The organism is Thiohalophilus sp. (assembly GCF_046483665.1).
Taxonomy (GTDB): domain Bacteria; phylum Pseudomonadota; class Gammaproteobacteria; order UBA6429; family Thiohalophilaceae; genus Thiohalophilus.
The window spans coordinates 20,444-32,343 of the sequence record NZ_JAWOCR010000057.1 but is presented as its reverse complement, the minus strand read 5'-3'; the positions used below and the strand labels follow the sequence as shown (position 1 = coordinate 32,343).

Sequence of the window (11,900 nt, the reverse complement as noted above, 5' to 3'; positions counted from 1 at the left end):
GGCGGTTGCGGCGGTTAAGCCCGAACTCACACGAATTCAGTCAAGAGGATTTTAATTATGGCGAGTACTATTCGAGCCCGGGCGACCCTCAAGGGGGATACCGTCACGGTCAAAGCGTTGATTACGCACGTTATGGAAACCGGTTTGCGCAAAGACGAGAAAACCGGCAAGAAAATCCCCGCCCACTTCATCCAGGAAGTGAGCTGCACCCATAATGGCACTGAAACCCTGCTGGCGCAGTGGGGACCGGCCGTCTCCAAGAACCCGTATCTGTCTTACCAGTTCACGGGTGGCAAATCCGGCGACGACGTCTCCATCAGCTGGGTCGACAACAAGGGACAGAAAGACTCCCTGACGACCCAGATCAAGTAATCAACAAGTCAATCCACAACCGGATGACAGGAGTTTATAACAATGAGAAAACTGATAATCGCTATGACAGCGCTTTCGGTTCTGGGTGGTGCCTCCGCCACGGCGGTCGCCAAAACCGATCCGGAAAAAGATCTGAACGAATTCCGCCAGTACTTCTACAAGAAGTTTCCCGGCATCAAGCTGCAGGACTACAGTGACGGGATTTATGCCCTGGACAAGGTTCGTCGTGACGAATGGCGGATGATGGAAGAATTCCCTTCCTATGAAGACGGCGTTAACAAGGGACGTGCCATGTTTGAAAAATATGGCCTGGCCAGCTGTTTCAAGAACGGCGGCAAGGGCATCAAGCAGCACTATCCCTACTTCGACAAGAAGTCCGGCACCGTACGGACCCTGGAAGGCGACCTGATGGCCTGCCTGAAGCGTAAGGACATCGACCTGAAGGCCGAGAAACTGAGTTTCTTCAAGGGTAACTTTGCTGCCATCGCCGCCTACATGGCCTATACCTCCCGGGGTGAGAAGCAGAACGTGGTTGTTCCGGACGACAACCGCGCTCTGGCCGCCTACGATAAAGGCAAGGAGCACTTCTACGCCAAGCGCGGTCAGTTGAATATGGCCTGTGCCGATTGCCACGTCTACAACAGCGGCATGATGGCACGCGGTAACCTGCTCAGCGCCGGACTGGGTCATACCTCGCACTTCCCGGTATGGCGCCGCAAGTGGGCCAAGGGAGATGAAACCGGCGTGAAAGGCTTCGGTACCATCCAGCGTCGTTACAGCGGCTGCAACAAGCAGGTCCGTGCCCTGCCGCTGAACAAGTACAAGGATGGCAACAACTACAAGACCGGAACTCAACATCCGGAATACGTGGCTCTGGAGTATTTCCATACTTATATGAGCAACGGTATCCGCCTGAACGGTCCGGCTATCCGCCAGTAAGCGGCAAGCAACATACCGCGAAAAGAAAAGCCCGGCTCTGCCGGGCTTTTTTTGTGCTGAGTGCTGGGTTCTGAGTCACGAGACATGTACCGTCATTCCGGCCTTGAGCCGGAATCCAGCGCACTGCCCTCGTTCAAGACGGGATGCCGACCCCGGCCTGGAACTTGCCGGGGTATGCTTTTTTGCACTGGCATGACAGTAAGATGTACCTTGACCCGTCGCCTGGACCGACTGCCGACTGCCGTCTATTATCTGCCGGCTATCTACTCGCCGACCAACTTTGATGCCTGTCGCGAATCAGGCATAATACCAACGCTTCCGACCGGCTGGCCCGTAGCGCCAATACCGCCTGTCTGCGAATAACCCATCATCTCACTGCGACAAGAGGGTTTTATCCGGCATGTCGACTCTCAGCAAGCGTCTCGTGGCTCTGGCCCTGTTCTTCCTCGCCGGGTTAGCGCTCAGCTTTACCGTCCCGAGCACCGAGATCGCCTGGGTGATGGCGATTTTGCTGCTGACCATTTATCTGTTTGTATTCGAGATCGTGCCGGTGGATGTCACCGCGATATCGATTATGGTGCTGCTGGGACTGACCGGACTCATAGCACCTGGCCTGGGCCTGAGCCAGCCACTGGTGGATCCGAAAAACCTGTTTCTCGGCTTTGGCAGTAATGCGGTCATTTCCATTATTGCCGTGATGATCATCGGCGCCGGTCTCGACAAGACCGGTCTGATGACCCGTGTGGCGGGCTTTATTCTCAAGATCGGCGGCAGCAGCGAAAAACGGATTATGCCCCTGATTTCCGGCACGGTCGGTGTCATTTCCAGCTTTATGCAGAACGTGGGCGCCGCCGCCCTGTTCCTGCCGGTGGTCAGCCGCATTTCGGCGCGCACCAACTTGCCTATGTCCCGTCTGCTGATGCCGATGGGATTCTGTGCGATTCTGGGCGGCACCGTGACCATGGTCGGCTCCAGCCCCGTGATTCTGCTCAATGATCTGCTATTGACCTCCAATCAATCCCTGCCCGCCGATCAGCAGATGGAGACCTTCGGACTGTTTTCCATCACCCCTATCGGGCTGGCGCTGATCGCCACCGGCATCCTCTATTTCATCATTGCCGGGCGTTTCGTGCTGCCGGTGCGCGAGACCGAAGGCGTCGAACCCGCCAATACCATGGAGTATTTCAACGAAACCTATGGATTGCACGGTTACCGTTTTTTTGAAGTCAGCATCCCGGCCGGGAGCCCGCTGGAAAATACTCCGATTGACGATCTTGAAGTCGAACACCATGTTCGTGTCGTATGCGCGGACATCGGCGATGGTATACGGGTCGGGGCGGACAGTATTGATCGCTCCATCGGGATCACTGCCGGAACCCGGCTCGGTATTCTGGCTTCAGAGCAAATGATAAGCCAGCTCGCCGAATCCAATCAGCTGGAGATCCAGCCGGATCTGGATACCTTTGCGGAGATTCTCTCCGCCGGCAAATCGGGGATTGCAGAAATCGTTTTGCCACCCGGCTCCAATCTGGTTGGAAAGACAGCACGGGAGATGTCACTGCGTAAAACCTACGGGCTGTCACTGCTGGCTATCCATCGTGGCGGGGAAAGCGTCAATTATGAAGTCGGCGGAGTACGTAACACTCCCCTGCGCGCCGGGGACACCCTGCTGGTTCACACTACCTGGTCCGATCTGGCCCGGCTAGCAAAGGACCATCGCAACTTTGTCGTGGTGACTACCGAGTACCCGCATGAAGAAATGCGTCCGCATAAACTGTGGCCTGCGCTGCTGTGTTTCGGTATCGCGGTAGGTCTGGTCATATTCTCGGATTTGCGTCTCTCCATCGCCCTGCTGACCGGTGCGGTCGGCATGATCCTCACCGGTGTGTTGAACATGGATGAAGCTTATCGGGCGGTGAGCTGGAAAACCGTGTTTCTGCTGGCCAGCCTGATTCCGCTGGGGACGGCAGTGGAAAATTCCGGCACCGCGGCGTGGATCGCCGAACAGACCCTGAACCTGATGGGCGACGTACCCACCTGGGTGCTGCAAACGGCCATTGCGGTTCTGGCAACCCTCTTTAGCCTGGTGATGTCGAATGTCGGTGCCACTGTGTTGCTTGTACCGCTGGCCGTGAACATTGCGGTCGGCGCCGGCGCGGATCCGGCAGTATTCGCTCTGACCGTCGCCATCGCTACGTCCAATGCCTTTTTAATCCCGACCCATCAGGTTAATGCCCTGATCATGGGGCCGGGTGGCTACCGTGTGCCCGACTTCATGCGCGCCGGCGGCATCATGACTGTGCTGTTCCTGCTGGTCTCGATCCCGATGCTCAATCTGGTGTTCTGAAAAAGTGCTGAGTGCTGAGTCTAAGGGCTGAGGGATAAGTTGTTGGCAGTTCGCAGCCAATCTCTCCCAGCGCCGCGCCGCAGAGAAAAATAATCAGTTATTTTCTCTGCGGCTTCGCGTCTCTGCCAGAGGTAATATATTTACCTGAATGCCGCACCCCAGAGATCACGAGATATTCACCGTCATTCCGGCCTTGAGCCGGAATCCAACGCACTGCCCCCGATTCAAGACTGGATGCCGGCCCCGGCCTGGAGCTTGCCGGGGCATGCTTTTTTGTGCCGGCATGACAGTAAGATAAGTGTGGTCCACCCGGGCCACGCTGGCGAGGGCTGCGTGACTTTCCCTTCGGGATCCGATCCTACAAACCGGAGAGGAATGACAAGGCTTGAAACCTCACCACGAAGGCTCAAAGACACCCGCATTGGCTGCCAACTGCAAGCTACCCACGTGCCCTCAGAACCCGGCACTCAGCACTCAGCACTCAGCACTCAGCACTCAGTATTAGCCTGGCAGCGAGTATCTGGAAACCAGCTCCTGCAAATCAACGAAGGGCCAGGAGCATTTCAAGAAGACAAGAAAAAGGGGCTACCCTTTCGGGCAGCCCCTGATTTGGTGGGACGTGAAGGACTCGAACCTTCGACCAGCCGGTTAAAAGCCGGATGCTCTACCAACTGAGCTAACGTCCCGAAGAAGCTGTCACCGGCCCTGTGAGGGCCGGATGTGACAGGAAGCGCGCATTTTACCCGACTCACCGGGAATGACAACCCCGTCCCCGGTGAGTCAATCGGCCGTCGTCAGATGGCGTCCAGTTTACGCATGCTCCCGGGCAACAGTTTGAAGTCTACCAGTGCAGTAACAAAGGCCTTGCCAAAGCTGGCTTCATCTTCGTAAACCATCTTGTAATACTGGATCTTCATGGTCATGGCACTACCCAGCACGATACCGCCGAAGGCCAGGAAGGAACCGAGGGCAAGCGTGGAGATGCCGGTAATCCCCTGGCCGACGGTGCAACCCAGGGCCAGCACACCGCCGATCCCCATCAACGCCCCGCCGATGACGTGGTTAAGGAAGTCACGAATATTAACGAACCACTCCACGCGGAAGGCTTTACTCAACAGGGCCCAGAACAGGGAGCCGAGAATCACACCAAAAACAGCCATCACACCAAACGTCAGGTAACGGCTGGCAAAGCCCTCGGAGGCATAACCCAGCGTCTGTCCGACGGGATTAATGAAAGTATAGGACTGGGTCCCGACCGAGCGCGGCGGATTGCCTTCTTCCATGAAGCTCCAGTTGCCGGAGTCGGCGTATTCCGTCCAGGTGAAGGTCTCGCCGCTGACATCAATGACGGCGGCATCGGTTATGTACCAGGCCGCCAGGACCGCCAGGCCCACCACGGCCCCGCCCAGGATGTTGTCGAAACTTTTGCGAAAATCCGCGGATTTGAACAGGAGCCAGGCCAGTAAGGCGACCAGCACCAGTCCGACCACCACCCGGGTGGCGGCCGCTTCGGTCCCGAAGACCCGGCCGAGCAGGCTGCCCAGATCCTGCTGGGAAGCGAGTGAGATGCTTGTCGGGCTGGTCCAGTGGTAGAACACCAGCGAATAGATGGTTTGATCACTGCCCGGGAAGGGGTTGAGCATGAAATAGGCACAGACGGCGATGGCGAGGAAGACAATAATGGACTTGATATTACCGCCACCGATCCGGATGAGGGTCTTGCTGCCACAACCGCTGCCATAGGTCATACCGATGCCGAACAGGATGCCGCCCAGGATGTATTCGAGCCAGGCAAAGTTGCTGGAACGATAAGGCGGGATGGTTTGATCGACGCTGATCAGCCCGATCCCCTCGATAATCGCCACGCCAAGCATTGCCACAGTAAACGCCAGCACCCAGGAGCGAAAACGCCCGCTATCGCCCATGTTGACCATGTCGGAAACCGAACCCATGGTACAGAAATTGGTTTTATTGACGACCGCACCCATGACGAAGGCTACAGCAAAACCCAGCCACAGAATCGTCCAGTGCGCATCAGCAAAGTTTTCGAATGTCATGACACAACCCCTCTCGAATTACGCATAATTATTTATAATCTCGCCCGCAGGGCGCCCAGGCCTGACCGGTACCTCCTCCGCACAAATCCGACCAGATGGCGGCATTGTACGGACTTCCCCTGAAAGTGACCAGTTTCACAATCCCGCAGATCTTCGCCGGTGCATTATGCACCAATATAAGTGAATGATTTTTATGAGAATCAGGACTGGTAGCCGGTCGGGTCCGGAATCCCGGCAGCCTCGAAGCCTGCCAGGCGCAAACGGCAGGCATCACAACGGCCACAGGCACGGCATTGCACATCGGGGGAATAACAGGAGGTGGTCAGGCCGTAATCGATCCCGAGGTGCGTCCCTTCGCGAATAATCTCCGCCTTGCTCAGGTGAACCAGGGGCGCCTCGATCCGGATTGGCCGGCCCTCCACGCCCCGGCGCGTAGCCAGATTGGCCATTTGCTGATAGGCGGCGAGATATTCGGGCCGGCAATCAGGGTAACCGGAGTAATCGATCGCGTTGACACCGACAAAGATCGCTTCGGCATCCAGCACTTCGGCCCAGCCCAGAGCCAGGGAGAGAAACACCGTGTTGCGGGCCGGTACATAGGTAACCGGAATGCCCTCCCCGACGCCCCCCTCAGGGACATCAATGGCATCGTCGGTCAGCGCCGAACCGCCCAGGTCGTCCATGTTCAATTGCATCAGCTTGTGCTCAACCACCCCGAGCGATCGAGCCACCTGCTGCGCCGCTTCCAGTTCACATTTATGACGCTGCCCGTAATCGAAACTGATGGCATAACAGGCATACCCCTCCTCCAGGGCCATCGCCAGCGCCGTCGCTGAATCCAGCCCGCCCGACACCAGCACCACAGCTTTTCCCACCGTTTGCATATACAGTTTCTCTAAATTATCTCTCGCAAAGACGCGGAGTAAAGCATTTATATTATTTCAATCAAGATTAACTTTGTTAGAGACTACTCAGCAAGATGATTGACAACCCGCACAATACCGCTTTTCATCAACGCTTCACTAAAGTTTAGCAAGTAACCCAGTTTCTTATCAGCCATACGCAAATAGGTAAGCAGCTGTTTTTTATGTGCGTTATTCAGGTTTTCGATACATTTTAATTCAATTATGACTTTATTCTCGACGATGAGATCAGCGCGAAAACCCTCATCAAAACAAACTCCACGATACTCAATTGCGATTGGAACTTGTCTATCAACCTGTAGGCCTTGCTGGTGCAATTCACTGGCTAGAATTACTTCATATACTGTCTCAAGCAATCCCGGGCCAATATCGCGATGAATGTTAAACGCCGTATTTATAATTATTTTGCCGATCTCATTTTCATTCATATCACCCTCCTTGGTGTACTCTGCGTCTTCGCGCCTCTGCGAGAGATTATATAATTCTAGCGCCCCGGTTCGTCGCCCCACAGGAGTTTATGCAGTTGCAGCTGAAAGCGCACGGGAAGCTGATCCTGGACGATCCAGTCAGCCAGCTCCACCGGCTTGAGGGTCTCGAACACCGGTGAGAACAATACTTCACAGCGTTCGGCCAGTTTGTAGTGATCCAGCTGTTCCACAGCCCAGTCGTAATCAACCCGATCGCCGATGACAAATTTCACCTGGTCTTGTGGCTTCAGACAATCGAGATTGGTGTACAGGTTCTTGTCCAGCTCGCCGGAAGATGGGGTTTTAAGATCCATCACCTTGATCACCCGCGGATCAAGCTGGCAGACATCCAGTGCGCCGGAGGTTTCCAGGCTGACGTTATAACCACGATCGCACAGTTGCGTGAGCAGGGTCGGACAGTTTTTCTGCGCCAGGGGCTCTCCGCCGGTCACGGTAATTTGCAAGGTCGGATAATGGCTCACCTCGGTCAGTATCTCCGCCAGGCTGTACCATTGTCCGCCGCTGAAGGCATAGCTGGTATCGCAATAACCGCAGCGCAGGGGACAACCGGTCAGGCGAATAAACACCGTCGGCAAACCGACATTGCGGGCCTCGCCCTGCAGGGAATAGAAAATCTCGGTGATACGCAAACGATCGCCGGCGGCATTGACCTGGCTCTGTGACATTTACCCGTCGCCCGATCTGGCGCGGATTTTTTGCAACAGGTTACGGGCCTGGCTGGCTTCGGTGGTGCCGGGATGACTGGCGATCAGTTTTTCGAGCACATCGCGCGCCGCTTTATAAGCTTCAAGCTGATTATGGCTGTAGCCAATCTTCAGCATGGCTTCGGCCACCTTGGGACTGTCGGGATAACGGTCGATCAGATTCTGATAATGATGAATTGCCTGTTTGAAATTGCGTCGCGCGTAATTGGCCTCACCCAGCCAGTAACGGGCAATATGCGCATAGCGCCCGTCGGGATAGTTCTGCAGGAATTTTTCGAAGGCGGCGATGGCTTTGTCGTACTCCAGCTCCCGCAGCAGGTTAAAGGCTTCCTGATAGGCTTCCTGCTCGCTCTTATCCACCGACCTGGGTACGGCTTGCTGTTGCGAAGCCGGTTGCCGATCCCGCGCACCGAGAGCGTTGCCCGTCGGCTTGCCTCCGGCAACGTGCCGCTCGGATTGCCCGGAGGTTGAGCCGGACTCGCCGTTATCCGGCTCACGTGAGGAGTTTGCCGCGCCCCGTTCCAGTTGCAACAGACGTCGATCGAGATCGATATACAGCTCACGCTGACGTTTTTTCAGCTCTTCGATGGTATGCGCCTGCTCTTCGCTGAGGCCGCGCAACTCGCGCACCTCGGCCTCCAGGCTGTTCAGACGCATCAGGATATCCGCCAGGCCCTGACTCTCGACCACCCGTTCCAGCCGTTCCAGGCGCTGCTCTATCGAGGAATTGTCCTGCGCGGCAAGCCACGGCGCCGGCAAAGCCAGCGCCAGAAAAACAATCAAAAAACGGATCAGGCGACAGACCATATCAGTAACCTGAATAGAGAATTTCAACCCGACGATTCAGACGCCAGGCCGACTCGTTATGATCCAGCGCGACCGGGCGCTCTTCACCAAAGCTGATAACCTGGATCTGGTCAGCCGCAACTCCCTGAACCTGGAGCAGTTGTTCCACCGCCTTGGCGCGGCGCTCGCCCAGCGCCAGATTGTATTCGCGAGTGCCACGTTCGTCGGCATGGCCTTCCAGTACCACGCTGACATCGGGATTACGGCTCAAAAAAGCTGCGTGAGCATCGATGATCTCGCGTTGCTCTTCGGTCACCTTGCTGCTGTCAAAATCAAAATAGAGCACCCGTTTGGAAAGCGGGCTGTCGGGATCATTCAGCTCTTCCATCCGGGCCCCGCTGCCCAGGTCGCCGGAAAAGCTGAGATCGCCACCTTGCATGGTTTCCTGCCGGGGCTCTTCTTGGCTGGCCGGATCAGTGACATCATCGCCTCGATCTTTGACCGGGCCGAAGCGGCAACCGCCCAGAGCCAGCACAAAGACTGTCAGCACGAGATAGGTCAGAAACTGGCGCATTATTTTCTCCTTTGACTCCCCGTTATTATTCGGGCCGCAACGGCGACCAGGCCGGTTCGCGGACATCGCCCTGTTGCAGGCTCAAGCGTTGCTGGGCACGCCCATCCACCGAAACAGCGGAGAGAACCCCCCGGTAATTCTCCTCAGTGGCGTAGATAATCATACTACCATTTGGGGCAAAGCTGGGCGACTCATCCAGCCGAGAATCGGTCAGCACGCGGAACAGGCCGCTCTCACGGTCCTGGAGGGCAATGCGGAACTGGCCCTGCTGGCGATGGACCATGGCGATATAGCGCCCGTTCGGCGACACCGAGGCGCGGGCGTTGTAACGGCCCTCGAAGGTCAGGCGCTCGGGACGCCCGCTCGCGCGCCGATCTTTATCCAGCGCCAGCCGATAAATCTGCGGCGAGCCTCCCCGATCCGAGGTAAACACCAGTCCGCGGCCATCGGGCAACCAGGTCGGTTCGGTATCGATGGCGTAATTGCGGGTGATGCGCTCCAGAGCCCGGGTTTGGAAATTCATCAGGTAGATTTCCGGGTTACCATCACGCGACAGCGTCATGGCCAGATATTTGCCATCGGGCGACCAGGCCGGCGCACTGTTAAGCCCTTCAAAGGCCGCAATCCGCTGTCGTTCACCGCTCTGAATATTCTGGATATAGATCTCCGAACGTCCCCGTGCGAAGGAGACAAACACCAGGTGCCGCCCGTCCGGTGACCAGGCGGGTGACATGATCGGCTGCCGGGACTGATAGATAATCTGCTCGTTATGGCCGTCGGAATCGGCAATCGCCAGCTGATAGGTCGGTCGGTCACTCCGATCGCCGGTCACGGTAATATAGGCAATAAAAGTATCGAACGCGCCGGGCTTGCCGGTGATCTCGGCATAGATAATATCGCTGATCTGATGCGCCGTGCGCCGCAACTCCGACTTGCTCGCGCGCAGACTGTAGCCGGCCAGCTGTCGCCGGCGATTCACATCCAGCAACTGGAATTGCACGGTATAATCGCCATCCTCGCGCGGCAGCACCCGACCGACCACCAGATGGTCGACCTTGAGCGCCCGCCAGTCGGCATAATCGACCTGGCCCGCGCGATGCGGCCGGGCGATCAGATCGTCTTCGGCCAGTGGCCGGAAGAATCCGCTCCGACGCAGATCCGCGGCGATAATGTCGCCGACCGCCGCCGGCGCCTCTCCTTCGCCCTCCCAGGCAAAAGGCACCACCGCGATCGGCATGGCATCGTCCAGTCCCTGGGTAATCTCGATATTCAGTACAGCCTGTGCCGGCAGGCTGACCAGCAACCATAACAGGGGCAACAGACCAAGGCGTTTTATCCACATCATCAGCGTTTATGCTTCGGTTCAAATGAAAATTTCAGCTCCCGGAACTCATCGAACAGCCCCGACTCCACATCCGGCACCGGCAGGGGCGAGGCTCTGCGCACCGCATCTTCCACCGAGCGGTCGAACGTGGCGTCACCGCTGCTGCGCACAATATCGATCTGGCGCACCTCGCCACCCGGGAACAATCTCACCATAATTTCACAACGCATGCTACTGTGGGCCGTGGCAGGAATGCGCCATTCGCGCGTGATGCGTTGCTTGATCTGGTTTTTATACTGATTGATCTCATCCTCGCGACCCGCCCGCTGTTCGCGCCGGGCCTGCGCTTCGGCTTCGGCCGCCAGCTTTTCCTGCTGTGCCTGTTCCGCCCGCGCCTGTTCACGACGCTGTTCGGCCTCGCGTTGTTGACGTGCTGCTTCTTCTTCGCGCCGGCGTTGTTCTTCCGCTTCACGTTGTTTATGAGCCGCTTCTTCGCGGCGCTTTTTCTCTTCGGCCTCGCGCTGCTTTTTCAGCTCCGCTTCACGTTGCCTGCGGGCCGCCTCTTCCTGACGCTTTTTCTCTTCGGCCTCGCGCTGCTTTTTCATCTCCGCTTCGCGTTGCCTGCGGGCCGCCTCCTCGCGACGCTTTTTCTCTTCGGCCTCGCGCTGTTTTTTCAGCTCGGCCTGACGTTTGCGCTCCCGTTCCCGGGCCAGTGCCGCCTCACGTTGCTGACGTTCGGCCTCGCGAATGCGTTGTTCCCTCTCGGCCAGTTGCTGTTCGCTGACCGCCCTGGCTTCAATGACCTCGACTTCAGATTCCTTGCCGGGGCTGGCCTCGTCCGAGGGCCAGTCGATATTGATCATCACAATCAGTATCAACAGCACATGCACCATGACTGCAGCCAGCGCCGCCAGCGGGTACGATTTGATGATTTGCCACATGATCAGCTGTCAGCATCATCCGGTGAGCGGGTCACCAGTCCCAGATCCCGGACCCCTGATTCCTGCAATAATGCCATCATAGCCACCACCTGACCGTAACGGGCCTCCCGGTCCCCCTTGATATACACGGTTTTATCGGTGCGTCGGGATAAGACAGCCCTGATCCGCTGTACCAGCGCATCACGATCCAGCGGGGTATCGGTCTGCTCACCGAGATTGAGAAAGTAGTCCCCGTCCCGGTTCACCGACACGACCAGCGGTTCTTCCTCGGTCTCATCCAGGGTTTTCGCACTCGACTCGGGCAGACTGACTTCGACCCCCTGGCTCAGCAAGGGAGCCGTCACCATAAAGATGATCAAGAGCACCAGCATAACATCAATGTAGGGCACCACATTGATCTCCGACATGCGCTTGCGCTTGACTCGCCCGCTGGTGACTTTCATGA

The 11,900-nt window shown here is 57.1% G+C and carries 12 protein-coding genes and 1 tRNA gene; 3 read left to right on the top strand and 10 right to left on the bottom strand.

The features are described 5' to 3' along the window. Positions 1 to 57 precede the first annotated feature (57 nt). The 3 genes from soxZ (at position 58) to R6U90_RS11860 (ending at position 3,658) form a co-directional block, all read left to right on the top strand. Positions 58 to 372 carry a thiosulfate oxidation carrier complex protein SoxZ gene (gene soxZ / locus R6U90_RS11870; protein ID WP_410352906.1) on the top strand — a complete coding sequence of 105 codons (315 nt, stop codon included), beginning with the start codon at positions 58 to 60 and terminating at the stop codon, positions 370 to 372. Between the two features lie 42 nt (positions 373 to 414). Then, positions 415 to 1,311 (top strand): sulfur oxidation c-type cytochrome SoxA, encoded by an 897-nt coding sequence (gene soxA / locus R6U90_RS11865; protein ID WP_410352905.1) that lies wholly within the window; start codon positions 415 to 417, stop codon positions 1,309 to 1,311. A gap of 400 nt (positions 1,312 to 1,711) precedes the next feature. Then, complete coding sequence (locus R6U90_RS11860) at positions 1,712 to 3,658, top strand: SLC13 family permease (RefSeq protein WP_410352904.1); 1,947 nt, start codon at positions 1,712 to 1,714, stop codon at positions 3,656 to 3,658. Positions 3,659 to 4,268: 610 nt separating this feature from the next. On the opposite strand, the gene R6U90_RS11855 is transcribed toward R6U90_RS11860, so the two are convergent. From R6U90_RS11855 to tolR, 10 genes are all read right to left on the bottom strand, one after another. Further along, positions 4,269 to 4,344, bottom strand: a tRNA-Lys gene (locus R6U90_RS11855). Positions 4,345 to 4,452: 108 nt separating this feature from the next. Next, a complete protein-coding gene (locus tag R6U90_RS11850; protein ID WP_410352903.1) occupies positions 4,453 to 5,715 on the bottom strand; it encodes a YeeE/YedE family protein in 1,263 nt (420 codons plus the stop codon). A 200-nt stretch (positions 5,716 to 5,915) separates the two neighbouring features. After that, positions 5,916 to 6,599 (bottom strand): 7-cyano-7-deazaguanine synthase QueC, encoded by a 684-nt coding sequence (gene queC / locus R6U90_RS11845; protein WP_410352902.1) that lies wholly within the window; start codon positions 6,597 to 6,599, stop codon positions 5,916 to 5,918. 83 nt (positions 6,600 to 6,682) lie between these two features. Next, positions 6,683 to 7,066, bottom strand: a complete 384-nt coding sequence (locus tag R6U90_RS11840) for a GxxExxY protein (protein WP_410352901.1) — start codon at positions 7,064 to 7,066, stop codon at positions 6,683 to 6,685. Positions 7,067 to 7,122: 56 nt separating this feature from the next. Then, the gene (gene queE, locus R6U90_RS11835; RefSeq protein WP_410352900.1) at positions 7,123 to 7,791 is read right to left on the bottom strand and encodes a 7-carboxy-7-deazaguanine synthase QueE; all 669 of its coding nucleotides are present in this window, start codon (positions 7,789 to 7,791) and stop codon (positions 7,123 to 7,125) included. Next, positions 7,792 to 8,637, bottom strand: a complete 846-nt coding sequence (ybgF, locus tag R6U90_RS11830; RefSeq protein WP_410352899.1) for a tol-pal system protein YbgF — start codon at positions 8,635 to 8,637, stop codon at positions 7,792 to 7,794. A 1-nt stretch (position 8,638) separates the two neighbouring features. Continuing rightward, the gene (gene pal / locus R6U90_RS11825) at positions 8,639 to 9,190 is read right to left on the bottom strand and encodes a peptidoglycan-associated lipoprotein Pal (protein WP_410352898.1); all 552 of its coding nucleotides are present in this window, start codon (positions 9,188 to 9,190) and stop codon (positions 8,639 to 8,641) included. Between the two features lie 25 nt (positions 9,191 to 9,215). Continuing rightward, a complete protein-coding gene (gene tolB, locus R6U90_RS11820; protein ID WP_410352897.1) occupies positions 9,216 to 10,535 on the bottom strand; it encodes a Tol-Pal system beta propeller repeat protein TolB in 1,320 nt (439 codons plus the stop codon). Continuing rightward, positions 10,535 to 11,455, bottom strand: a complete 921-nt coding sequence (gene tolA / locus R6U90_RS11815; protein ID WP_410352896.1) for a cell envelope integrity protein TolA — start codon at positions 11,453 to 11,455, stop codon at positions 10,535 to 10,537. The genes tolB and tolA overlap by 1 nt, the downstream gene beginning before the upstream one ends. A 2-nt stretch (positions 11,456 to 11,457) precedes the next feature. Beyond that, positions 11,458 to 11,898, bottom strand: a complete 441-nt coding sequence (gene tolR, locus R6U90_RS11810; RefSeq protein WP_410352895.1) for a protein TolR — start codon at positions 11,896 to 11,898, stop codon at positions 11,458 to 11,460. Positions 11,899 to 11,900 lie beyond the last annotated feature (2 nt).